Below are 22950 nucleotides of genomic sequence, written 5' to 3'. Positions count from 1 at the left end.
GAAGGTACATTTCCTGCCATGGCATAAAAGGTGGGATCTACGACATTGTTGCCATCGCCATTGTGCACCTAATCTTCGATGCACGCAGCGGCGATACGCACCGCCGGCTGCCACGGAACTTATCACCGCCTTCCCACTGTTATGGAGCTTCAACGTGACGACTCACACCTACGCCGGCACCGCCCTGATCACCGGGGCATCTTCGGGCATCGGCGCCATCTACGCGGACCGGCTCGCGCGCCGCGGCCATGACCTGATCCTGGTGGCACGCAGCCGCAGCCGCCTCGAGGCCCTGGCGCGGCGCATCACCGACCAGACCGGCCGCTCGGTCGAAATCGTGACGGCCGACCTGGGCCAGGCGGCCGAGGTACGCCATGTCGAGAACATCCTGAGGACGGACGCCAGCATCACCACGCTGGTCAACAACGCGGGCTTCGGTGGCGCGTCGCCGTTGCTGGCGTCGGATGCAGACACCATGCAGGCGATGATCGAACTCAACGTCACGGCGCTGACCCGCCTCACCTACGCCGCTGCGCCGGCCTTCGTGGCGCGGGGCCAGGGCACGATCATCAATATTGCCTCGATCGTCGCGATCGCGCCCGAGGTGCTGAACGGCGTATACGGCGGCTCCAAGGCCTTTGTGCTGGCCTTTACCCAGTCGCTGCAGCACGAGCTTGCGGGCCAGGGCGTGCGCGTCCAGGCGGTGCTGCCGGGGGCGACCCGCACGGCGTTCTGGGACGTGGCCGGGCAGCCTGTCGAGAACCTGCCGCAAGCGCTGGTGATGGACGGCGACGACCTGGTCGATGCGGCACTGGCGGGCCTGGACCAGGGCGAGGTGATCACGCTGCCGTCGTTGCCGGACGCCGCGGACTGGCAGGCCTTCGAGGCGGCACGCGCCGCGCTCGGCCCCAATCTTTCGCGTGCGCAGCCGGCCGCGCGGTACGGCATTGCGCGGTAGACGTCCGCGTCCGGAGGGCTCGCCGCCTGCGCCATATGCGCCGGGCGCGCGCCCTCCGCAAACCTGCCGCCCGGAACCCTTATGACATGAAATTCGCCATGAACGTAGAACTGAAACGGAAAATCGCCTTCGCGCTGGCGATGGGCGTGGTCACCACGGGGATCATCTCGTTCGCCCTGCTCGCTCTCAATATGGGATTCACCGAGGACTTTGCACTGACCTGGCTGCGTTCCTGGGGCGTCGGCTATGTGATCGTCATCCCCGCCATCCTGCTGGTCGGGCCGCGCCTGCAAGCGCGGGTCGAGCGCTGGGTCCGCTAGACGATCGTGATGGGATGCTGCCGCGGTCCGCGCTCCAGCAGCGCCGCCAGCCTGCGCAGCGCATGCGCCAGCTGGGCCCGGTCGTCCACGCCGCCCAGCGAAATCCGGATGGCATTGGGAGCGCCTGCGCCGTCCCAGAACACATCGGAAGGCGTGACCCGCAGGTCTTCCGCCAGCGCGGCGCTGGCCAGCTGCTGCGCGGACCAGTGGGACGGAAGACGGTGCCACACGTGGATGCCGCTGGGCGGCAACTGGCCCATCCCGCTCAGCCAGCGGCTGGCCAGGGCGCAGCGCGCCAGCGCTTCGGCGCGGATGCCCTCGAGCAGCTGCATGGCCGAGCCGTCATGGATCCATTGCGTGGCCAGGGCCGCGGTCATGGGCGCGGGCATCAGCGCGAAGGCGCGTAGCGGCGCCAGCAGGTCGTCGCCGCCGCGGCCCTCGGGCAACAGCACATAGGCGGTGCGCAGTCCCGGACTCAGCGCCTTGGATAGTGTCGCGACGTAGTAGGTGCGGGCGGGCGCAAAGCTCGCCAGCGGAGGCGGTGCGGACGGCGTCAGCAGCCAGTAGGGGTCGTCCTCGAGCAGCGCGATGTCGCAGCGCTCCGCGGCGCTGGCCAGGTCGGCCCGGCGCGAGGCCGGCATGGTGTGAGTGGTGGGGTTCTGCGCGGTCGGGTTGAAGTAGGCCAGCGTGGCGCCGTCGGCGCGGGCCGCGGCGAGCGCGTCGGGCAGCATCCCGTCGCCGTCGCACGGCGCGACCACCACGCGCCGGCCCAGTTGCGCCGCCGCGGCGCGAATGCCCGGATAGGCCAGCGGCTCGGTCACGATCGCCTCGCCGGGCCGGGTGCGGCTCAGGATCACGGCGGCCAGCGCGGCCTGGGCGCCGGGGCACACCACCAGCCGCGCCGTGTCGACCGGCCCGAACATCGGCGCCAGCCAGAGCGCCCCGGCCGCGCGGTCCGACGCACTGCCGCCGCCGAGCTGGTAGGTCATCAGCAACTGCGGGTCGCTGCGCAGCAGCACCTGGTTCAGTCCGCGCCGCAACAGGTCCTGGAAATCCACGCCGGCCGGCGGCGGCGGCACGTTCATGCTCATGTCGACCACCCGCGCCAGTTCCGCGCGCGGCGCCGCGATAAAGGTGCCGAGCGCGCCCCGGGCCTCGATCAGCTGGCGCCGCCGGGCCTCGTTGTAGGCGCGCGTGACCGTGGTCAGGTCGACGCCGAGCGCTTGTGCCAGGCTGCGCTGCGGCGGCACGCGGTCGCCGGCCACGAGCCGGCCCTCGCCGATGGCGCGCTCGATGTATTCGACGATTTGCAAGTAGCGGGCAACGCCGGAGGTGGCGATCCGCAGATCCCACCTGGCTGCGATTTCGCTGTCTTGTATGGATTCTGCAGCCAAAATTTTCCTCGATGTATGGCCTTTGTCTTCGAATAGCATGCCAGACATTGCCGAAGGAATCCATACAAGCCACGCCCGCGCGGGGCTGACGCAGCACTTGAATCGGAGCGCGTGGCCGGATGCCTTCGGTAATCCGTAACCAAGGTGTCCGACATGCTCAAACCTACCGCCGGGCCGGCAAATCAGAACCGACAAGGCCCGCTGCCCCGCCCGCCCTCCCGCCACAGTCCATCGCCAACGTGGCCGCCCCGTATCGGCGTGTTGCTGCTGGCCGCCGGCCTGAGCGCCCTGCTCAGCGGCTGCAACCTCGAACTGCTCAATCCCAAGGGCAGCATCGGCGAGCAGGAGAAATCGCTGATCCTGATATCGCTGTTCGTGATGCTGATGGTCGTGATCCCGGTGATCTTCCTGACGCTGTGGTTTGCGTGGCGCTACCGCGAAAGCAACACGCGCGCGACCTACGCGCCCACATGGTCGCACTCGACCAGGATCGAGATCGTGGTGTGGGGCATCCCGTGCGTGATCGTGGCCTGCCTGGCGGTGCTGATCTGGGACTCGACGCACAACCTCGACCCGTACCGGCCGCTGGAATCGGAGGTCAAGCCGCTGCAGGTCGACGTCATCGCGCTGAACTGGAAATGGCTGTTCGTCTATCCGGAGTACGGCGTCGCCTCGGTGAACCAGCTGGCCATACCCGTCGGCACGCCCGTCAGCTTCCGGCTGACCTCGGAATCGATGATGAACGCCTTCTTCATCCCGCAGCTTGGCAGCATGGTCTACACCATGGCCGGCATGCAGACCCGCCTGCACCTGATCGCCGAGTCGCCGGGCGTCTATCTCGGCCAGTCGGCGGCCTACAGCGGTGCGGGTTTCTCGGACATGCATTTCAAGACCCTGGCGACCTCGCGCGAGGAATTCGACGCGTGGATCGGCAAGGCCCGCGCCTCGGGCCAGGCGCTCGATGCCAACGCCTATCGCGCGCTGGAGCAGCCCAGCCGCAAGGATCCGGTCACGCTGTACGCCTCGGTGGCGCCGAAGCTGTTCGACCAGGTGGTCGACAAGTATATGCAGGCCTACGGCGCGGTCTGCCGCGCGGACACCCCCGAATCTCTGCAGGCCTTCCAGCGCGTCCCGTCGGCGCTCCCTGGCCGCCTGGAGCAATGACATGCTAGGAAAACTCAACCTCGAAGCCATTCCCTACCACGAGCCGATCATCATGGGGACGCTGGCCGTGGTGATCGTGCTGGGCGCGGCGCTGCTCGGCGCCATCACCTACTTCCGCAAGTGGAAATACCTGTGGACCGAGTGGATCTGCTCGGTCGACCACAAGAAGGTCGGGGTGATGTACATCATCCTGGCGCTGGTGATGCTGCTGCGCGGCTTTGCCGACGCGATCCTGATGCGCACCCAGCAGGCCATCGCCTACGGCGATGCCGCGGGCTACCTGCCGCCGCACCACTACGACCAGATCTTCACCGCGCACGGCGTGATCATGATCTTCTACGTCGCCACGCCGCTGGTGGTGGGGCTGATGAACGTGATCGTGCCACTGCAGATCGGCGCGCGCGACGTGGCCTTCCCCTTCGTCAACTCGCTGAGTTTCTGGCTGTCGGCGATGGGCGCGGTGCTGGTGATGCTGTCGATGTTCGTCGGCGACTTCGCCGCGACCGGCTGGGTCGCCTACCCGCCGTTGTCCGAGCTCGGCTACAGCCCGACCGTCGGCGTCGACTACTACATCTGGTCGTTGCAGATATCCGGGCTCGGCACCACGCTGACCGGCATCAACTTCATCGTCACCATCCTGCGCATGCGCGCGCCGGGCCTGACGCTGATGAAGATGCCGGTGTTCACCTGGACCGCGCTGATCACCAACATCCTGATCGTCGCGATCTTCCCGGTGCTGACCGCCACGCTGGCCCTGCTCACCGCCGACCGCTACCTCGGCATGCATTTCTTCACCAACGAGCTGGGCGGCAACGCCATGATGTACGTGAACCTGATCTGGATCTGGGGCCACCCCGAGGTCTATGTGCTGATCCTGCCCGCGTTCGGCGCGTTTTCGGAAATCATCGCCACGTTCTCGCGCAAGCCGCTGTTCGGCTACAAGTCGATGGTCTATGCGACCTCGTCGATCGGCGTGCTGTCGTTCTTCGTCTGGCTGCACCACTTCTTCACCATGGGCTCGGGTGCGAACGTCAATGCCTTCTTCGGCATCATGACGTCGATCATCTCGATCCCCACCGGCGTCAAGCTGTTCAACTGGCTGTTCACCATGTACCGGGGCCGGATCCGCTTCCATACCTCGACCATGTGGACCATCGGCTTCATGGTGACGTTCGCGGTCGGCGGCATGACCGGCGTGCTGCTGGCGGTGCCGGGCGCCGACTTCGTGCTGCACAACAGCCTGTTCCTGGTGGCCCACTTCCATAACGTGATCATCGGCGGCGTGCTGTTCGGCTGCCTGGCCGCGATCAGCTACTGGTTCCCCAAGGTGTTCGGCTTCAAGCTCAACGAGTTCTGGGGCAAGGTGTCGTTCTGGTGCTGGCTGGCCGGCTTCTTCCTGGCCTTCATGCCGCTCTACGTGCTGGGCTTCAAGGGCATGACGCGGCGGATGAACCACTACGCCAACGTCGACTGGCATCCCTACCTGGTGGTGGCGATGATCGGCGCCTTCGTCATCGGTGCCGGCATCCTGGCGATGATGGTGCAGCTGGCCGTCAGCATCCGCGACCGCAAGCACAACCGTGACCTGACCGGCGACCCGTGGGACGGGCGCAGCCTGGAATGGTCGACGGCATCGCCGGCGCCGTTCTACAACTTCGCGACGGTGCCGCACATCACCTCGCTGGAGCAGCACTGGGACGACAAGGAAGCCGGACGCGCCTGGCGCCAGCCGGCCCGCTACGAGGACATCCACATGCCCCGCCCCACCGCCGCCGGCTTCCTGGTGTCGGTGTTCGGGCTGGTGTCCTGCTTTGCGCTGGTCTGGCACATGTGGCTGGTCGCCATTGCCGGGCTGCTCGGCGCGATCGCGACCTTCGTGCTGCGCAGCTACGACCGCGACGTCGACTACTACGTGCCGGCCGCCGAAGTCGAGCGCATCGAGCGCGCCCGCTACGCCCAACTGCAACAAGCAGCCTGAACCATGAACCCGACGCTATCCCCTGCCCTGAACCACGCGGGCAACGACGCCGCACATGCGGCGGCACACGCCGCCGACCACGGCCATCACGATGCCGCCGCCCATACCACGCTGGGCTTCTGGCTCTACCTGATGAGCGACTGCCTGATCTTCGCGGTGCTGTTCGCCACCTTCGGCGTGCTGTCCGGCAACACCGCGGGCGGCCCTGGCGGGCAGCAACTGTTCGAGCTGCCGTTCGTGTTCGCCGAGACCATGGTGCTGCTGCTCAGCAGCTACACCTTCGGCCTGGCGATGCTGCGGCAGGACGCCAATGCCACGCCGCGCATGATCCGCTGGCTGGCGGCCACCTTCGTTCTGGGCGCGCTGTTCGTCGCCATGGAGGTCTACGAGTTTGCCCACCTGCTGCACCAGGGCGCCGGCCCCGGCGTGAGCGCCTACCTGTCGGCGTTCTTCACGCTGGTCGGCACCCACGGCCTGCACGTCACCGCGGGCCTGTGCTGGCTGGCCGTGATGATCCACCAGATCCGGCGTTTCGGCCTCGACGACATCGTGCGCCGCCGGCTGGCGTGCCTGAGCCTGTTCTGGCACTTCCTCGACCTGGTCTGGATCTGCGTCTTCACCTTCGTCTACCTGCGGGAGTTCGCATGAAGCCGTCCCACCTTCATTCCGTCCATCCGGACGAACATGCCACCCACGGCAGCGCGCGCAGCTACACCATCGGCCTGCTGCTGTCGGTCGCGCTCACCGTGGCCTCGTTTGCCTCGGTGATGACCGGCGCGTTGCCCAGCCACGCCGCGATCGCGCTGGTCGTTGGCCTGTGCGTCGCTCAGCTGCTGGTGCAGCTGGTGTACTTCCTGCATTTGGGCACCGGTGCCGGGCAGCGCGGCAATACCGCCATCTTCGCCTGTACCGGCTTCCTGATCGTCATCGTCGTCGCCGGCTCGTTGTGGGTGATGCACAACGCCGACATCAACATGATGCCGACCGACATGTCCATCGAACGGGCACGGGCCAAAGACTAGCGCGCGGGCGCGAGGAGACCTTCACCATGTATGTCTATGACGAGATCGACCAGCGGCTGGTCGACGAGCGGGTCGTGCAGTTCACCGACCAGACCCGCCGCTTTCTCGACGGCGAACTCGACGAGGAAGAGTTCCGCGTGCTGCGGCTGCAGAATGGCCTGTATATCCAGCGCCATGCCCCGATGCTGCGCGTCGCTATCCCCTACGGCATGCTGGCGTCTAGGCAGCTGCGCAAGCTGGCGGAGATCGCGCGCCGCTGGGACCGTGGCTACGGGCACTTCAGCACGCGGCAGAACCTGCAGTTCAACTGGCCCCGCCTGGAAGACGCACCCGCGATCCTCGCGGAGCTCGCCACCGTGCAGATGCACGCGATCCAGACCAGCGGCAACTGCATTCGCAACACCACCACCGACCACTTCGCCGGCATCGCGCCCGACGAGCTGGTGAACCCGCTGGTATGGTGCGAGATCGTGCGGCAATGGTCGATGCTGCACCCCGAGTTCGCCTACCTGCCGCGCAAGTTCAAGATTGCGATCAGCGGCGCCACTACCGACCGGGCCGCGGTCGGCGTACATGACATCGGGCTGCAGGCGGTCGAGCAGGACGGCCAGGTCGGCTTTCGCGTGTGGGTCGGCGGCGGCATGGGGCGCACGCCCATGGTCGGCAAGCTGATCAATCCCTTCGTCGCCTGGCAGGACCTGCTGACCTATCTGCAGGCGACGCTGCGCGTCTACAACCTGCATGGCAGGCGCGACAACAAGTACAAGGCGCGCATCAAGATCCTGGTGAAGGATCTCACTCCGGAGGTGTTCCGCGAGCAGGTCGCGGAGCAGTGGCAGCGCATCCGCGGGGGCCCGGATACCGTCACCGAAGACTTTGTCGCGTCGGTGGCGGCGCGCTTCACGGTGCCGCCTTATGATCCCGCCGCGGCGGACGATGCCGATGAAGTCGACGATGGAGGCGCCGATGAAAGCGCCGAACTCGCCCGCACCGACCGCGCGTTCCGGCTCTGGCTGCGCAGCAACGTCCATCCGCACCGCGTAGCCGGCTACGCCGCGGTGACCGCATCGCTCAAGGCCACCGGCCGCGCGCCGGGCGACATTACCGCCGCGCAGATGGAGCTGATGGCCGACCTCGCCGATCGCTACGGCTTTGGCGAGCTGCGGGTCTCGCACGAGCAGAACCTGATCCTGGCCGACGTGCGTCGCAGCGGCCTGCCCGCGCTGTGGCGCGCGCTCGATGCGGCCGGCCTGGCCACGCCCAATGTCGGCAGGATCACCAACATCATCGCCTGCCCCGGCGGCGACTTCTGCTCGCTCGCCAATGCGGTGTCGATTCCGCTGGCGCAGGCGATCCAGGAACGCTTCGAGGATCTCGACCACGTGCACGACATCGGCGAGCTCGACCTCAACATCTCGGGCTGCATCAACTCGTGCGGGCACCACCATGTCGGCCATATCGGCATCCTCGGCGTCGACAAGGCCGGCGCGGCCTGGTACCAGGTCACCCTCGGCGGCCGGCAGAACGGCGCCGACAGCCAGGACGGCCACGCCGGCGGCGGCGCGGCGATCGGCCGCATCATCGGCCCCTCGTTCGCGCAAGAGCAGGTGCCAGACGTGATCGAGAAGCTGATCGGCGTCTACCTGGCGCACCGCGACAGCGATGCCGAGCGCTTCGTCGACGTGGTCGCGCGGATCGGCCTGGCACCGTTCCAGGCGGCCGTGTACCCGGACGGCAACCAGCGCGCGGCGGCGCCGCACCAGCCTTCATGATCCGCGTGGAGATCACCGATGCTTGCCATGCCTGGTATCGCCCAGCCGCTGTCCAGCCCGGAAGACCTGTGGCGTGCGATCGCCGCGCTTTCCGCCGGGCAGCTGCATACCATCATCGATATCGACCGTGCATCGCCGGGCCCCACGGCTGACCTCGATTCGTTCCGGCGCCGCATAGCCCGGGTGTTCGGCAATGTCGCCGGTTTCGCGGCGACGCCGCCGCCGCCGGAATCGATCGTGCGGGAGATGTGGGAAAAGTACCGCGGCTGAACCGAAACCGCGCAGATGGCCGCGCTCTGGCTATACTTGCCCAGGTATCCGTCCTGCCCGGTTTTCCCCCGCCTTTCCACGAAGTTCCTCCGGAGCCACGATATGCGAGCCGGGTATTGCGCCAGCCGATCACGGCATGCTTCGCCACAGACCGGGCAGCGCAAGCGCTGGCGCACTCTCCCGGCCATTGCCGCGGCATTCGCAACCACCTGCGCGGCGCAGGATTTCGATGCCATCGAGCGGCCGTTGTGGGAGGCCGGGCTTGGGGTCGGCGGCATCACCCTGCCGCACTACCGCGGCTCGGACTCGCGCGCCAACCTGTTGTTTCCGGTCCCCTACTTTGTCTACCGCGGCGAGCATCTGCGCGCGGACCGCAACGGGGTGCGCGGCAAGCTGTTCGACAGCGACCGGATCGAGCTCAATGTCAGCCTCGGCCTCTCGCTACCGGTCAAGAGCAGCCAGGATGAAGTCCGCCGCGGCATGCCGGATCTCAAGACCGCGGTGGAAATCGGGCCGTCGCTGGCGGTGACGCTGTGGCATTCCGCCGAGGACCGTACCAGGCTGGATTTGCGCCTGCCCGTACGGCTGGCAGTGACCGTGGAATCGTCGCCCAAGGCGATCGGCTGGATCTTCTCGCCCAACCTGAACCTCGACGTTGCCAATGTCGGCGGCCTCGCCGGCTGGAACCTGGGCCTGATGGCGGGTCCGCTGTTCTCGACCGCGCGCTACAACCAGTATTTCTATTCCGTCGACGAGCAATTCGCCACCGCGGCCCGTCCGGCCTACGCCGCTCGAGGCGGCTACTCCGGCAGCATGGCGCTGGCTTCGTTGTCCAAGCGCTTCCGCCATGTCTGGTTCGGCGCCTTCGTCCGCTACGACCGGCTCGACGGCGCCAGCTTCGAGGACAGCCCGCTGGTGCGCCAGAAGGACGCCTTTGCCGCCGGACTGGCACTGAGCTGGATCTTCGGTCAGTCGTCGACTTACGTGCCGAGCCGGGAATAAGGCCGCCGGCGGCTCGATGCCTATCGGCTGACGACATGCGCCCCGGGCAGGCCCATGCGATATATTTCCGCATGCCGCCCTGGCTCTATTCCCGAATCCCACCCAGAGAAAAACGAAAATGCCAATGACAAGGACGATCGTCAGCGCCGTTGCCCTGCTCTGCGCCGCCCCCGTGTTCTCGCAGCCGGCCACGCCGGCCGCCGGACTGTCACCCACCATGACCCGCGTCGCGCAATCCGGCGTGCTGCGCGTCTGCACGCCGGGCGATTACAAGCCCTTCAGCTTCATGAAGTCGGAAGGCCAGTACGAAGGACTCGACGTGGACCTGATGACGTCGCTGGCCAGCTCGCTCGGCGCCAAACCGCAATTCGTCAAGACCAGCTGGGCCACGCTGATGCCGGATTTCGTCAGCGGCAAATGCGATATCGGCGCCGGCGGCATCTCGGTGTCGCTGGAACGCCAGAGGCAGGCCTATTTCAGCGCGCCCTACATGGTCAATGGCAAGACACCGATCACGCGCTGCGAGAATGTGCAGCGCTTCCAGACCGTGGAGGCCATCAACCGGCCCGGCGTGCGCGTGATCGCCAATCCCGGCGGCAGCAACGAGCGCTTCGCCCGCACGCACCTGTCCCAGGCCAGGCTGACCATGCACAAGGACAACCTGACGATCTTCGACGAGGTGATCCGGGGCAATGCCGACGTCTTCGTCACCGAGGCCGCCGAAGCCATCGTCCAGAGCAAGGCCCATCCCGAGCTGTGCGCGGTCAATCCCGACAAGCCGCTGCAGTACGCTGAAATGGGTTATCTGCTGCCCAATGGCGACGAGGTGTTCAAGCGGTACGTCGACCAGTGGCTGCACCTCGCCAGGGCCGGCGGGGAATTCGATGCGCGCCGCGCGGCATGGCTGGGGAAGTAGCGTTTTGCATGCGATCGACGCAGATACCCCAATGGCCTTTGGCCCATGCGTTGATGCCTTGCGGGTAGGCCTGCTAAGGCCATCAACCCGGGCGTGGCGGCAGTGGAATCGGACTGCCGTTGTCCAGGTGGCTCACTTTGGCATGATATGAACGCAAATTGTCGTTCGCACCACTAGTCCGTTAAACCCCGGCTCCCTATCCTGTGCTCGTGGCTCCGCCTCGATTTTTCTCATGCCTCGGACACAGCCAGCTAATGGACATGGACCGCTACGATAAACAAATCCTTGCCATCCTGCAGGACGACGCCACTGTCCCCGTAACGGAAATCGGGGACCGCGTCGGCCTGACCTCGACGCCCTGCTGGCGCCGCATCCAAAAGCTGGAAGAGGCCGGCATTATTCGCAAGCGGGTTGCCTTGCTGGACGCAGACGCGTTGAATGCCGGTGTCACGGTCTTTGTCTCGGTGCGTACCAGCCAGCACAACCTGAATTGGATCAAGCTGTTCCATGGATTGGTGGCATCGATCCCGGAAGTAACCGAGCTTTACCGGATGGCCGGCGATACCGATTACCTGCTGCGCGTGGTAGTGCCGGATATTGCGGCCTATGATCGGGTCTACAAGAAGCTGATCCAGGGGGCGGAGCTAGCCGATGTCAGCTCCAGCTTTGCCATGGAACAGATCAAGTACACCACTGCGCTACCCTTGGATTACGCCTAAGCCGGCAACCGGTCATGCTGAAAGCGCAGAGGTGCTGAAACGCCGCCTGTAGTATCCGGGACTGGTTCCAAACCGGATCCGGAAGTGATTGCGCAACGTGGCTGCAGCGCCGAACCCCACTTGCACCGCGATGTCATCCACGGACGCATCGGTCTCTTCGAGCAACACCCTCGCCCGGCTCAGGCGTTCTATCAGCAACCACTCTCCAGGCGGCATTCCCATCATACTGGCAAAGTGCCGCTGGAAGGTGCGGGCACTCATTGCCGCTTGCCTTGCCATCCTGGCAATCGGCCAGTCTTGGTCCAAGGTTGCGCGCACCGCGTCCGCCAGCGGTGCCAGCGAGGCGTTGCTGCGCTTCGAGACCGGTTCGGCAATGTACTGGGCTTGGCCGCCTTCACGGTGTGGCGGCATGACAAGTCGGCGTGCGACCTGATTGGCTGCGCGCGGGCCGAAGTCCCGGCGGATCAGGTGCAGGCACAGATCGATTCCTGCTGCACTTCCGGCCGAAGTCAGGACATCGTCGGCATCGACGTAGAGCACATCTGCCTCTACCCGGATTTCCGGATATCGCTCCGCTAGCGTTGCCGCGTGCCGCCAGTGCGTAGTCGCGCGCTTGCCGTCGAGCAATCCTGCTGCGGCCAGGACAAAGGCACCGGTGCAGATCGACATGATTCTCGCCCCCCGCTTGTTCGCCTTTCGCAAGGCACGGCAGAGCTCGGTTGGCACTTCCGCTTCAATATCGCGCCAGCCGGGGATGATGATCGTCTTCGCCTTCGCCAGAAGTTCAAGGCCACCGTCAGCCTGGACCTGGATGCCACCCGGCCCGCGCAACGTCCCGAGCTCTGCCGAACAGGTCGCGAAGCGATACCACGCCTCTCCCATTTCCGGCCTGGGCATACCGAACACTTCAACGGCGCAGCCGAATTCGAAGAGGCTCAGGCCGTCGTAGACGACGACCGCGACAAGCCCCCCATTGGTGCCCGATTGCGTTTCCTTCCTTGGCACGATGCGGGTAGTAATAGGTATTGATGCCATCTCGCCGGGATTTTGCATCAGCTGCCTCGGGTCCCGCAAGCGTCGAAACGTGGCAGTTGCAGCGCACCGCGAGGATATCCGGTGCACCCACGCGCTGCGGATCACGATGCGGCACACTTTGGCATGATCCAGACGAAAATTGTCGTTCGTGCCACTAGTTCATTCAACCCGCGATCCCTATCCTTGGCTCGGTGGATCGCGACCCGACGGGGAGCAGAGTCCGCCAGAAACTTAATCTACAGTGAGAGAGAAAGTGAAAGACAAGCTACTGATGCTCCGCCCCGGTTTTACGCAAGGCCTGGAAGGCCCCTTCTATTGCGGCGACGCCGTTGCCATCGAAGGCCTGCTTAGCTTTTTCCCGCAGTTGCGTAGCCAGATTGACGTCGAATATATCGATGCGCAGCGGCCTCGCAAGGCAATCGTCGACCTGATCGGCGAGGCAAACCAGTCCGCCCCTGTTCTGGTGCTCGGCGCCGGACGCAAGCCGGTCGACGACAGCGTGGAGTTCCGCATGCACGGCCAAACGCGATTCGTCGACTCGCCCGACCATATTCGTCGATACCTGTCGTCGCAATATGGGGTGGCGCACTCAACTTCCTGACCGCAGCCTCGCGCGAACGCTCGTGCGCGAGGCAGGTGTAACGGGAACGGCGCCGCCCCGCGCTTCAATCAGCCGTCGGCGACACCTGCGGCGCGTCGAAGGCACGAACCTCCGGCGGGTTCCCGTTGACCCACGGCGCGATCTCGACCAGCGCGGAATGCGCGCTGCACCCCTGGGCCAGGGCTGAGGTGCCGCGGTCCATCGTCAGGACGTTGGGATTGCCATGGCGTTCAAGCGAACCGTCGCTCGCATCGAACCAGGCACCGGTCGACATCACCACGACGCCGCGCATCAGTGCATCGTCCAGACGCGCGCCCGCCAGACATGCCCCGCGCTCGTTGAACACGCGTACGATTGCGTCCTGCGCGATGCCGCGCTCCGCCGCGTCCAGCGGGTGTATATGGATTGCCTGCCGGCCCCGGACCTTCATTGCCAGGGAGTGGCTACCCGCGTCCAGCTGGGAGTGCAGCTTATCGGCCGGCTGGGATGTAATCAGGTGCAACGGCCAGCGCCGGGCTGCGGCATCTCCGAGCCATTCGGCAGGCGGCAGCCAGGACGGATGCGGAGGGCAATCCTGGTAGCCGAATTCGCCAATGCGCCGGGAGTAGAGCTCGATCTTGCCGCTGGGTGTGCTCAGCGGACTGCCCTCCGGATCAGCACGGAAGTCCGAGAACAGCACGAACGGCGTAGCCGGCTGCGGCAAGCACGTGTACCCCTGCTCCCAGAACTGTTCAAATGGCGGCGCGTCGAAGCCCGCCCCTGCCCAGCGTTCCACCATGCTGTCGTAGATATGGCGAATCCAGGCGAATTCATCGCGGCCTTCGGTGAACGTCAACTCGCAGCCGGCACGCAATGCCAGGTCCCGATAGATGTCGAAGTCATTGCGGCTGCTGTACTGGGGCGGCAGCGCCTGATGCATCGCCAGCACGTACCGGTCTCTTGACGAGCCGCCGATGTCGTTGCGCTCCAGCGTGGTCGTGGCCGGCAGGACAATGTCCGCGCGCCGCGCGGTGGGCGTCCACCAGCTGTCATGCACCACGATCGTCTCCGGCACTTGCCAGGCCCGTGCCAGCCGGTTGAGATCCTGGTGGTGGTGGAACGGGTTGCCGCCGGCCCAGTACACCATGCGTATATCCGGATAGGTGCCTTCACGGCCGTTGAAGTCGTAGCGCTCCCCGGGGTGCAGCAGCATGTCCGAAATACGCGCGACGGGGATGGCGCTGCGCGCGGGATTGGTACCCGCGCCCATCTCCGGGGCCGCGATGTCGGGCCGGGGCGTGCCGGCACCGTTGATGGAGCCATGCCCGAACGCAAAGCCGCCGCCTGGCAGACCGATCTGCCCCAGCATCGAGGCCAGCGCGATGCTGGCCCAGTACGGCTGTTCGCCGTGATGGGCGCGCTGCAACGACCATGTGCAGTTCAACATGGTGCGCTGCCGGGCTGCTTCGGTGGCCAGTTCGATGATGGTCTCGGCCGGCACCGCGCAGATCGACTCCGCCCAGCGGGCGTCCTTGGCCTGGCCGTCGTTGCGGCCCAGCAGATAGGCCGCGAATGCGTCAAAGCCCTCGCAATAGCGCGAAAGAAAATCCGCCGCGTGCAGGCCGCGCGTCAGCAGCGTGTGCGCCATGCCCAGCATCAGCGCGGTGTCAGTATTGGGCCGGATCGGCACCCAGCGGGCCTGCAGGCCATGAGGTATGTCAGCGCGCGTCGGGCTGACTACGACAAACTTTACCCCTGATCGCTTTGCGCGTTCGATCCATTCCTGCGAGCTGTGCGCGCCCGCGCCGCCGGAAGTGATCTGGGTGTTGCGTAACGGCAGGCCGCCAAAGGCGATGAACAGCTCCGTGTGTTCAAGAACGCTGCGCCAGTCGGTCACCCTCCCCGTGACCGGCTTGTAGGTGCCGATCACATGGGGCAGCAGGAACTGCGCGGCACCCCAGCTGTAATTGCCCGCCTGCGTGGTGCAGCCGCCGCCTGCGAACAGAAAGCGGTGCGTCAGCGTGCGTGCATGATGCAGGCGCCCTGCGGAAGACCAGCCGTAAGAGCCGCCAAAAATGGAAGCATTGCCGTACTCCCCGCGTACTCGCGCCAGCTCGCCCGCCACCAGGTCCAGCGCGGTGTCCCAGTCCACCTCAACGAAGTCATCGCTGCCCCGCTCGCTGCGCTGCGCGTGCTCGCGCTTGCGCAGCCAGCCGCGCCGCACCGCGGGCCGACGGACCCGCAGCGGCGAATGCACCATCCCCGGCATGGATTGCAGGATCGGTGAGGGCGCGCTGTCGCCGAGAAACGGCTCGCACGCGACCAGCCTCCCGCCTTCCACCACCGCCGTATAGGCACCCCAGTGCGATAGCGTGGGAAAGCGGCCGCGGACATCGGCAGCAGCATGCGTAGGTTTCATGTAGGTCTCCTCCATCGGGATACAGGCGCCCGCTACGAGCGGCGCAAGCGCCCAATGTTGGGCGAGCCACGCGAGCATTTTTTTCTCTTATGGATGGGATGCGCCGATCAAATGAGATGAATTTTCTCAGGACGCATCCCTAAGCTGGTCGACATTCCAGCGGCAATCACCAACATGAAAGCCGCACCGCTCAGCCACGGAGATCCGATGAAAGAAAGCACTCAGTTAGTTTGCGCCGGCCGCCACCCGGAGCGGTTCGGCGGGGTTGTCAACACGCCGGTCTTCAGGGCCTCGACCATTCTCGCCGGGTCGATGGCCGAATGGGAGGAAATGAAGCGCGCCCGCGCTGCGGAAGAGCCTGGCGCAACGACCTATGGTCGCTACGGCACGCCCACGACCCATGCGCTGGAAGAAGCCGTTGCCGCGCTGGAAGGCGGTTACCGTTCGCTCGTGTTTCCGTCCGGCCTCGCGGCGATCAGCACCGCACTGACGGCACTGCTGTCGGCAGGTGACCACGTGCTGGTCACTGACAGCGCCTATTCGCCAACCCGCGCCTTTCTGGAGCGCGTGCTGACGCGCTTCGGCGTCGAAGTCGAGACCTACGATCCCGCCGGCGGCACGCCGCTCGAAGCACTGATGCGGCTCAACACGCGGGTCGTGTATGTCGAAGCGCCGGGGTCGGAGACGCTTGACATGCAGGATATCCCGGCAATCTGCGCTGCCGCGCATCGACATGGCGCCGTGGTGGTGATGGACAACACCTGGGCAACGCCGCTCTACTTCAAACCGTTCGCCCACGGCGTCGACGTTTCGATCCAGGCCGCCACCAAGTACATCGTCGGCCATTCCGATGCCATGCTTGGCGTGGTTACCTGCAACCGGGATACCTGGCCCCGGATCAAGCAGACCACTCAGGACATGGGCCAGACTGCCGGTCCGGACGACGTCTACCTGGCACTGCGCGGCCTGCGCACCATGGCGGTCCGGCTCCAGCGCCACTGGGAATCAGGACTGCGCGTTGCCCAATGGCTGGCGCAGCAGCCGCAAGTCGAGGCGGTGCTGCATCCCGCCCTGCCGTCGCATCCGGGCCATGCGCTGTGGAAGCGCGACTTTACCGGTGCCTGTGGCCTGTTTTCCGTTGTCTTGCGCACGCATTCCAAAGGATCACTCGCAGCCTTCGTCGACGCGCTGAAACACTTTGGCCTGGGGGTTTCCTGGGGTGGCTATGAAAGCCTCGCCATCCCTTTCACGCCGGGAAAGCACTTCACCAGCGCGCGCTGGCCCTATCAAGGCCAGGCCGTGCGCCTGCATGTGGGTCTCGAAGACCCGCAAGACCTGATCGACGATCTGCAGCGCGGCCTGATGGCGCTTTGCGCGCATGAGTCCACCGGGGAGGCAAGGCAAGGCGTCGACGCCAACCACACTTGCCCGACCTGAACGACAACGCAGCCTGCGCCGGATTGTCCCGGCCCCGGCCCATACAAAATTTACGACGGAGACAGACATGAGCAAGATGAAGATTGAAGGGTCCTTTGTGGCCCTGATCACCCCCTTCGCTAAGGACGGCAGCCCGGACTTCGGCGCCTTTCGCGAACTGCTGGATTTCCAGGAACGCCACGGGACCTCGGCGGTGCTGATCATGGGGTCCACGGGCGAGGTCTCGATGCTCTCCCAAAAAGAGCGCGAGGCCATCATCGTGGAAACCGCGAAGATGAAGACCGGCAAGATGAAGCTGTTCTATGGCTGCACCGGCAACAACACCCAGACCACCAAGGACTATCTGCGCTTTGCCAGGGCCAATGGCGCGGATGGCGCCATCATCGCCGCGCCCGCCTACATCTGCGCCCCGGAGGCCGACATCGAAAGCTACTTCCTGGAAGTGGCCGACGAGACCGACCTGCCCCTGGGCATCTACAACAACCCGCCGCGCGTGAAGACCGACCTGCATTGGGACAGCCTGCTGCGCATCTTCAAGCACCCCAACTATGTCGTCCACAAGGAGTCGACGACGCGGGTGGGACAGGTAGCGCAAGTGCTGCGCGGCGCGCCGGACGTCTCCGTGATGTGCTGCGACTCGCCCAACCTTGGCCTGGTCGTTCCAACCATGAGCCTGGGCGGCCATGGCACCGCCAACATGACCGGCAATATCGCCCCGGCGGAGCTGGCGCAGATCTCCCGTCCATGGACATCCCCCGAGACCGCGGCCAGCTTCCACCAGGCCTACCTGCGGAATCTCCCGTTGCTGCACTACGCCTATTCCGCCATCAACCCGGTATCGATCAAATCGCTGATGAAGGCGGTGGGCCTGCCTTCGGGCGAACTGCGCAAGCCGCTCACCGGCCTGGAGGGCGAGCCCCTGCTGCGGGGTCTGCGCGTCATCAAGGAACTCGAACTCGACCGGAAGTACGGCTGGTCGTCGCCGATGCTCAAGGCCGTTTGAACCGAACCGGGAGCGATCAATGGAACTCGGCATTGCAGGGCGCCATGCACTCGTCTTTGGCGGAAGCAAGGGCATGGGGCGCGCTTGCGCGCAGCAACTGGCAGCGGAAGGCGTGAAGGTATGCATTGCTGCCCGCACGGAGAGCACGCTGGCCGCGGCGGCCACGGAAATCGGCGCCGCGACCGGGGGTGATGTCAGGTACGTGGTAGCGGACATCACCACGGACGCGGGGCGCGCCGCCGCGCTGGCGGCATGCCCCACCCCGGATATCCTGGTCAATAACGCGGATGGTGCCCCGCCCGGTGATTTCCGCCAGTGGACACCGGCAGACTGGCACGCCGCCATCGATGCCATGATGATCGGGCCGATCGACATGATCCGGCAAACGGTCGACGGCATGATCGAACGCCGCTTCGGCCGCATCGTGAATATCGTCTCGCGCAGCGTGAAGACGCCGCAGCTGGAACTGGGCCTGTCCAATGGCGCGCGCTCCGGCCTGGTCGGCTTCGTCGCGGGGCTTGCGCGCCAGACCGTTCGCCACAACGTCACCATCAACAACCTGCTCCCGGGCGTATTCGCGACCGACGCCCAGCGCCACCACATCGAAGGCATGCTGGAGTCGACCGGCAAGAGCTTCGAGCAACTGTGGAACGAACGCGGCACCAGCAACCCGGCAGCCCGCTATGGCCGGCCCGAAGAGCTCGGCGCACTGTGCGCCTTCATCTGCTCCGGGCAGGCGGGCTATATCTGCGGTCAGAACATCCTGATCGACGGCGCGGCTTACCCCGGCACCTTCTGAGCCACCGGCTTCACCGAAGCCATTTCAACGCAGCGCCTCGTCCCACGTCATCGCGCGCGATGGCGCTGCCTTCCCTTGTCCTGCAAGTTTCGTTGATCCGGCCATGCAACCACGCCCCCTCACCCAGATCCGTTCCCGCCACGTGCCAGTCGCCAGCATGGGCCTCTTCCTTCTGTTCGCCCTGACGTCCGCGGGCGTCGCAAAAGCGGAATCCGCGCCTGACAGCGCCTATCCCGTTCGTACCATCACCGTCGTCGTGCCGCATGCGCCTGGCGGCTCGGTGGACGGCCTTGCGCGCGTGTTCGCGATGAAGCTTGGCCAGGAGCTGAAGCAAAGCGTCATTGTCGACAACCGGCCGGGTGCATCAGGCCTGGTCGGGGCCGGCATCGTCGCCCGCGCGGCGCCTGATGGCTACACCCTCTACCTCAACGCATCGATCCACAACATCAACCCGATGCTCTACCGGAAGACCATCAAGTTCGATGCGGTCAAGGATTTCACCGCGGTCAGCATGCTCGCGCAAGGGGCGCTGATCTTCAGCGTGAATCCGCAGGTACCGGCGAACTCGCCGCAGGCACTGGCGCGCGCCGTGAAAGCCAATCCCAGGCAGTACAACTTCGCGACCAGCGGCAACGGCTCGGCCGGCCACCTGGCCTTGTCCCAGTTCATGTATGACAGCGGCATCGCGGACCTGCAGGTGCCGATTGCCCTGTACAAGGGCGGCGGCCCGGCGCTGACCGACCTCATGAGCGGCCAGGCCCAGGGCATGATGGATCCCATGCTCTCGTCGCTGCCCGGGGTCAAGGCCGGCAAATTGCGCGCGATCGCGGTGACCGGGCGCACGCGCAGCCCGTTGCTGCCGGAGGTCCCGACCATGCAGGAAGCCGGATTCAAGAACTTCGAGTTCTATTCCTGGTATGGCCTGTGGGCGCCGGCCAGGCTGCCCGATGGGATCAGGAAGAAGCTCGACAGCGCCTCGGCGAGGGTCATGTCGTCGCCTGACATCAAGGATCGCCTGAGCGGCCTGGGCTTCGAGAGCGCCTACAAGAATGGTGGTGATTTCGAGCAATATATCGACAGCGAAACCAGGCGCTATCGCGCGATCATCGATCGCGCGCACATCACGGCCGACTGAATCCTTGGAACGGGGCAGCAGACATGCGCGTACTAGTGCTTGGCGCCGGCGTTGCCGGCATCTCCGCCGCCTACCACCTGTGGCGCGACGGCCATGAGGTGACCGTACTGGAGCGACATGCGGGCCCGGGGATGGGATCGAGCTTCGGCAACGCAGGGGGCCTTTGCCCCGGCTTTGCCGGCCCGTGGGCGTCGCCGGGCATGCCGCACAAGGTGCTGCGCATGGCCCTGCAAAAGCATGCGCCGGTGCGCTTCTCGATGATGCCGGACGCCGAGCGCCTGCGCTGGCTCGCCCTATGGCTCAAGGAATGCAATGCGGAGCGCTTTGGCGTCAACAAGGCACGCATGCAGCGCATGGCGCACTACAGCATGCGCTGCATGCAGGCCCTGCGTGACGAAGTGCCGGAACTCGCCTTCGGCTTTCACCGCGACGGCACGTTGCAACTGCTCGAGACCGACCAGGAAGTCGAGTTGGCACGGTTAGCCACGCGCACACTCAGCCAGTTCCAGGTGCCATGGCGGATGATGAGTCGCGATGAAGCCGTGGCGCTGGAACCATCACTGCGGGCGTCTGCCGCGGCATGGCAAGGCGCACTGCATCTGCCGGACGATGCATCGGGCGACAGCGCGAAGTTCTGCGCAGGCCTGGCCAGCTATCTTTCCCATCGCGGCGTGTCGTTTCAGTACGGCGCTTCGGCAACCCGGCTGGTCCATGCGCACGGCCGCCTTCGCAGCGTCGAGATCACGCTGGGCGGGCAGACGGATCAGCGGCAGGCCGACGCCTGCGTGGTTGCACTCGGCTGCCAGGCACCCGCGCTGCTCGCTACTGCCGGCCTGCGGATCCCGGTCTACCCGCTCAAGGGCTATTCGATCACGATCCCCATTGCCGACACCAGGGCGGCACCGCGCATGGCAATCATGGACGAGCACAACAAGATCATGCTGACCCGCTTGGGCGACAAGTTGCGCGTCGCGGGAATGGCCGAGTTCGTCGGCTATGACTTGTCGGTGCGCCGGGTCCGTACGGAACTGCTGTCGACACTGACGCGACGGCTCTTTCCGCGAGGACTCGATCATGCCGCGGCCACGTCGTGGGCCGGCCTTCGTCCGATGACGCCGGACGGGCCGCCCATCCTCGGTGCGACACCACTGCAAGGCCTCTACCTGAATGCCGGCCATGGCTCCAACGGCTGGACACAGGCGTGCGGCACCGGCCGGCTTGTAGCCGACGCGGTATCCGGCAGGCCGCCGGAAATCGACATGGACGGACTTACCGTGGAGCGCTTCGGCATGCAACGCGCCGAACGCGCGCCGGCTCCCCTGGCCTGATCCATACCCTTGCACGGGCGTAGCTGACGGCGGCCCAGTTCGCGGCCGAGTGCCATCAGCGCGGAGGCAGCGCCTGGGTGACGCGCACCGCAGCCCGCTGAAGCGCCATAACCGCATCACCAGGCTATCGCCGCATCGCCCGTTCCGGGGCCGCGGCGAGTGCTGCCCTGCGCGGGCAACAACTCGAACACAGATACGGAGGAGAACGATGAAGACATCAGCAAAGAGCGCCCTCGCGGCGTCGGTGGGATGCCTGCTTGCCGCGACGGCACAGGTACAGGCACAGACAAAGTCAAGCGTCACGCTGTACGGCGTGATGGATGCCGGCGTGGAGTATGTCAGCCATGCCGGCCCGGGTGGTGCGGGGTCCGCGTACCGCGTCACCTCCGGCAACACCGCGGCATCGCGGTGGGGCATGCGGGGCACGGAAGCACTGGGCGCGGGCATGAGCGCGATCTTTGTGCTGGAGAGCGGTTTCCTGACCGACACTGGCATGGCCGGATTTGGCGGCCGCCTGTTCGGCCGGCAGGCATTCGTCGGTATCGCGGGGCCTTGGGGCAAGGTCACGCTTGGGCGCCAGAACAATATCCTGTTCGACTTGTTCATCCCCTTTGACGCAAACCGCTATGCGCCCTACTCGGTGCTTGCCCACGATGCGCAGTTCGCCGGCCGGGCGGACAATGCCATCAAGTACACGGGCAACTTCGGCGAACTGACCATCAGCGGGCTGTACAGCGCCGGCTATGACTCGACCATCGCCAATGGCAGCGAAGTCCCCGGCGCGCCGCGCGTCGGCCAGGAAATCGGTGCCGGCGCTTCATACACCATCGGCAAGTTCGGATTCGCCATTGCCTACGACCAGCGCCGCGGCACCTCCACGGCCACTGCGGGCAACATTGAACGCCGCTACGCGGCAGGATTGCTCTACACCAGCGGCCCCTTCACCGCCGAGGCCGGATACCGGCTCCTGCAGAACGGCCTGGCCGCGCCCGCCAGCCGTTCCCATCTCTACTGGCTCGGCGGTGCCTACGCGGTCAAACCGGCGCTGACGCTGCGCGCCGGCATCTACCGGACGGATACCCATGCCTCGGCTGACGACGCCACCAGCTACGTGCTGCAGGCGGCGTACACCCTATCGAAGCGCACGGAGCTTTATGTCAATGCGTCCTACATGGACAATGCGGGCCGCTCGACGCTGGGCGTGGCGAGTGCGACCAGGGTCGCGCCAGGCGTCGGACAGACCGGCGTGGCGGCGGGCATGAAGCATATCTTCTAGTACCGCGCGCAGGGCGTTTGAGGGTATTCCGCTCGCCCGCTGCCGAACACCGACCAATCAGCCAAGGAGACAGAGATGTACATAGGTATCCCGCGCGAGACGCGGGCCGGCGAGACTCGCGTTGCCGCCACCCCGGAGACCGTCAAGAAATACGTCGCCCAGGGCCACAAGGTGGTGGTGCAGGCCGGTGCCGGCCTGAACGCCAGCCAGCCCGACGGCGCGTATGAGGCGGTCGGCGCCACCATCGGCAGCGCCGCCGACGCGCTCGGCGCGCAGCTGGTGCTCAAGGTGCGCGCACCCGATGCCGCCGAACTGGCGCAGATGAAGCCCGGCGCGGTGCTGGTGGGCATGCTCAATCCCTTCGATGCCGAGAACAACGCGCGTATGTCGGCCGCCAACATCACCGCGTTCGCGCTCGAAGCG

The 22950-nt window shown here is 65.9% G+C and carries 21 protein-coding genes and 1 pseudogene; 19 read left to right on the top strand and 3 right to left on the bottom strand.

The features are described from left to right. Positions 1 to 154: 154 nt before the first annotated feature. Together MKD38_RS22115 and MKD38_RS22110 are read left to right on the top strand one after the other, a co-directional pair. Positions 155 to 958: an SDR family NAD(P)-dependent oxidoreductase gene (locus MKD38_RS22115; protein WP_252680068.1), complete on the top strand. Its 804-nt coding sequence runs from the start codon at positions 155 to 157 to the stop codon at positions 956 to 958. 98 nt (positions 959 to 1056) lie between these two features. Beyond that, positions 1057 to 1278 (top strand): DUF2798 domain-containing protein, encoded by a 222-nt coding sequence (locus MKD38_RS22110; protein WP_252680066.1) that lies wholly within the window; start codon positions 1057 to 1059, stop codon positions 1276 to 1278. Here MKD38_RS22110 and MKD38_RS22105 read toward each other — a convergent pair. Further along, the gene (locus MKD38_RS22105; RefSeq protein WP_252680064.1) at positions 1275 to 2591 is read right to left on the bottom strand and encodes an aminotransferase-like domain-containing protein; all 1317 of its coding nucleotides are present in this window, start codon (positions 2589 to 2591) and stop codon (positions 1275 to 1277) included. The two genes, MKD38_RS22110 and MKD38_RS22105, sit on opposite strands and share 4 nt — an antisense overlap. Before the next feature lie 234 nt (positions 2592 to 2825). On the opposite strand from MKD38_RS22105, the gene cyoA reads away from it, so the two are divergent. From cyoA to MKD38_RS22060, 9 genes are all read left to right on the top strand, one after another. Next, complete coding sequence (gene cyoA / locus MKD38_RS22100) at positions 2826 to 3836, top strand: ubiquinol oxidase subunit II (RefSeq protein ID WP_252680062.1); 1011 nt, start codon at positions 2826 to 2828, stop codon at positions 3834 to 3836. A 1-nt stretch (position 3837) separates the two neighbouring features. Then, on the top strand, positions 3838 to 5814 hold the full coding sequence (gene cyoB / locus MKD38_RS22095) for a cytochrome o ubiquinol oxidase subunit I (protein ID WP_252680060.1): 1977 nt from the start codon (positions 3838 to 3840) through the stop codon (positions 5812 to 5814). A gap of 3 nt (positions 5815 to 5817) precedes the next feature. After that, positions 5818 to 6462 (top strand): cytochrome o ubiquinol oxidase subunit III, encoded by a 645-nt coding sequence (cyoC, locus tag MKD38_RS22090; RefSeq protein WP_252680058.1) that lies wholly within the window; start codon positions 5818 to 5820, stop codon positions 6460 to 6462. Then, positions 6459 to 6836, top strand: coding sequence for a cytochrome o ubiquinol oxidase subunit IV (cyoD, locus tag MKD38_RS22085; RefSeq protein ID WP_252680056.1), 378 nt, complete (start codon positions 6459 to 6461; stop codon positions 6834 to 6836). The genes cyoC and cyoD overlap by 4 nt, the downstream gene beginning before the upstream one ends. A gap of 26 nt (positions 6837 to 6862) precedes the next feature. Then, on the top strand, positions 6863 to 8608 hold the full coding sequence (locus tag MKD38_RS22080; protein WP_252680054.1) for a nitrite/sulfite reductase: 1746 nt from the start codon (positions 6863 to 6865) through the stop codon (positions 8606 to 8608). An 18-nt stretch (positions 8609 to 8626) separates the two neighbouring features. Next, positions 8627 to 8878, top strand: coding sequence for a hypothetical protein (locus MKD38_RS22075; protein ID WP_252680052.1), 252 nt, complete (start codon positions 8627 to 8629; stop codon positions 8876 to 8878). Positions 8879 to 8980: 102 nt separating this feature from the next. Beyond that, entirely contained in the window at positions 8981 to 9880 is a 900-nt protein-coding gene (locus tag MKD38_RS22070; protein ID WP_252680050.1) for a MipA/OmpV family protein, read from the top strand. Positions 9881 to 10004: 124 nt separating this feature from the next. Continuing rightward, a complete protein-coding gene (locus MKD38_RS22065; protein ID WP_252680049.1) occupies positions 10005 to 10796 on the top strand; it encodes a transporter substrate-binding domain-containing protein in 792 nt (263 codons plus the stop codon). A 260-nt stretch (positions 10797 to 11056) separates the two neighbouring features. Continuing rightward, positions 11057 to 11515, top strand: a complete 459-nt coding sequence (locus MKD38_RS22060) for an Lrp/AsnC family transcriptional regulator (RefSeq protein ID WP_252680047.1) — start codon at positions 11057 to 11059, stop codon at positions 11513 to 11515. Positions 11516 to 11527: 12 nt separating this feature from the next. Here MKD38_RS22060 and ftrA read toward each other — a convergent pair whose 3' ends face one another. Next, positions 11528 to 12568, bottom strand: coding sequence for a transcriptional regulator FtrA (ftrA, locus tag MKD38_RS22055; protein WP_371925728.1), 1041 nt, complete (start codon positions 12566 to 12568; stop codon positions 11528 to 11530). 235 nt (positions 12569 to 12803) lie between these two features. Between ftrA and MKD38_RS22050 the strand changes: the two genes are divergently transcribed. After that, positions 12804 to 13151 (top strand): DUF3088 domain-containing protein, encoded by a 348-nt coding sequence (locus MKD38_RS22050; protein ID WP_252680045.1) that lies wholly within the window; start codon positions 12804 to 12806, stop codon positions 13149 to 13151. A gap of 64 nt (positions 13152 to 13215) precedes the next feature. Here the strand turns inward: MKD38_RS22050 and MKD38_RS22045 are convergent, their stop codons facing one another. Next, positions 13216 to 15549 (bottom strand): molybdopterin guanine dinucleotide-containing S/N-oxide reductase, encoded by a 2334-nt coding sequence (locus tag MKD38_RS22045; protein ID WP_252680043.1) that lies wholly within the window; start codon positions 15547 to 15549, stop codon positions 13216 to 13218. 207 nt (positions 15550 to 15756) lie between these two features. Between MKD38_RS22045 and metC the strand changes: the two genes are divergently transcribed. From metC to MKD38_RS22010, 7 genes and pseudogenes are all read left to right on the top strand, one after another. After that, on the top strand, positions 15757 to 16986 hold the full coding sequence (gene metC / locus MKD38_RS22040) for a cystathionine beta-lyase (protein WP_252680041.1): 1230 nt from the start codon (positions 15757 to 15759) through the stop codon (positions 16984 to 16986). Between the two features lie 67 nt (positions 16987 to 17053). Beyond that, a complete protein-coding gene (locus MKD38_RS22035) occupies positions 17054 to 17989 on the top strand; it encodes a 4-hydroxy-tetrahydrodipicolinate synthase family protein (RefSeq protein WP_252680039.1) in 936 nt (311 codons plus the stop codon). A 19-nt stretch (positions 17990 to 18008) separates the two neighbouring features. Continuing rightward, positions 18009 to 18788, top strand: a complete 780-nt coding sequence (locus tag MKD38_RS22030; RefSeq protein WP_252680037.1) for an SDR family NAD(P)-dependent oxidoreductase — start codon at positions 18009 to 18011, stop codon at positions 18786 to 18788. A 103-nt stretch (positions 18789 to 18891) separates the two neighbouring features. Then, positions 18892 to 19923: a Bug family tripartite tricarboxylate transporter substrate binding protein gene (locus tag MKD38_RS22025; protein ID WP_252680035.1), complete on the top strand. Its 1032-nt coding sequence runs from the start codon at positions 18892 to 18894 to the stop codon at positions 19921 to 19923. A gap of 23 nt (positions 19924 to 19946) precedes the next feature. After that, positions 19947 to 21251 carry a D-amino acid dehydrogenase gene (locus MKD38_RS22020; RefSeq protein ID WP_252680033.1) on the top strand — a complete coding sequence of 435 codons (1305 nt, stop codon included), beginning with the start codon at positions 19947 to 19949 and terminating at the stop codon, positions 21249 to 21251. A 208-nt stretch (positions 21252 to 21459) separates the two neighbouring features. Next, positions 21460 to 22527, top strand: coding sequence for a porin (locus tag MKD38_RS22015; RefSeq protein WP_252680031.1), 1068 nt, complete (start codon positions 21460 to 21462; stop codon positions 22525 to 22527). A gap of 75 nt (positions 22528 to 22602) precedes the next feature. Then, positions 22603 to 22950, top strand: a pseudogene (locus MKD38_RS22010) (NAD(P)(+) transhydrogenase (Re/Si-specific) subunit alpha); the annotation flags it as partial.

Origin of the sequence: Cupriavidus sp. WGlv3 (assembly GCF_023952475.1) — a bacterium.
Taxonomy (GTDB): domain Bacteria; phylum Pseudomonadota; class Gammaproteobacteria; order Burkholderiales; family Burkholderiaceae; genus Cupriavidus; species Cupriavidus phytorum.
This window is presented reverse-complemented; position numbering and strand designations above follow the sequence as displayed.

Bases quoted from the DNA above. Each gene is read 5' to 3' on its own strand.
- MKD38_RS22110 (WP_252680066.1), top strand. From the start codon at position 1,057: ATGAACGTAGAACTGAAACGGAAAATCGCCTTCGCGCTGGCGATGGGC.
- cyoA (WP_252680062.1), top strand. From the start codon at position 2,826: ATGCTCAAACCTACCGCCGGGCCGGCAAATCAGAACCGACAAGGCCCG.
- cyoB (WP_252680060.1), top strand. From the start codon at position 3,838: ATGCTAGGAAAACTCAACCTCGAAGCCATTCCCTACCACGAGCCGATC.
- cyoC (WP_252680058.1), top strand. From the start codon at position 5,818: ATGAACCCGACGCTATCCCCTGCCCTGAACCACGCGGGCAACGACGCC.
- cyoD (WP_252680056.1), top strand. From the start codon at position 6,459: ATGAAGCCGTCCCACCTTCATTCCGTCCATCCGGACGAACATGCCACC.
- MKD38_RS22080 (WP_252680054.1), top strand. From the start codon at position 6,863: ATGTATGTCTATGACGAGATCGACCAGCGGCTGGTCGACGAGCGGGTC.
- MKD38_RS22075 (WP_252680052.1), top strand. From the start codon at position 8,627: ATGCTTGCCATGCCTGGTATCGCCCAGCCGCTGTCCAGCCCGGAAGAC.
- MKD38_RS22070 (WP_252680050.1), top strand. From the start codon at position 8,981: ATGCGAGCCGGGTATTGCGCCAGCCGATCACGGCATGCTTCGCCACAG.
- MKD38_RS22065 (WP_252680049.1), top strand. From the start codon at position 10,005: ATGACAAGGACGATCGTCAGCGCCGTTGCCCTGCTCTGCGCCGCCCCC.
- MKD38_RS22060 (WP_252680047.1), top strand. From the start codon at position 11,057: ATGGACCGCTACGATAAACAAATCCTTGCCATCCTGCAGGACGACGCC.
- ftrA (WP_371925728.1), bottom strand. From the start codon at position 12,568: ATGCAAAATCCCGGCGAGATGGCATCAATACCTATTACTACCCGCATC.
- MKD38_RS22045 (WP_252680043.1), bottom strand. From the start codon at position 15,549: ATGAAACCTACGCATGCTGCTGCCGATGTCCGCGGCCGCTTTCCCACG.
- metC (WP_252680041.1), top strand. From the start codon at position 15,757: ATGAAAGAAAGCACTCAGTTAGTTTGCGCCGGCCGCCACCCGGAGCGG.
- MKD38_RS22035 (WP_252680039.1), top strand. From the start codon at position 17,054: ATGAGCAAGATGAAGATTGAAGGGTCCTTTGTGGCCCTGATCACCCCC.
- MKD38_RS22030 (WP_252680037.1), top strand. From the start codon at position 18,009: ATGGAACTCGGCATTGCAGGGCGCCATGCACTCGTCTTTGGCGGAAGC.
- MKD38_RS22025 (WP_252680035.1), top strand. From the start codon at position 18,892: ATGCAACCACGCCCCCTCACCCAGATCCGTTCCCGCCACGTGCCAGTC.
- MKD38_RS22020 (WP_252680033.1), top strand. From the start codon at position 19,947: ATGCGCGTACTAGTGCTTGGCGCCGGCGTTGCCGGCATCTCCGCCGCC.
- MKD38_RS22015 (WP_252680031.1), top strand. From the start codon at position 21,460: ATGAAGACATCAGCAAAGAGCGCCCTCGCGGCGTCGGTGGGATGCCTG.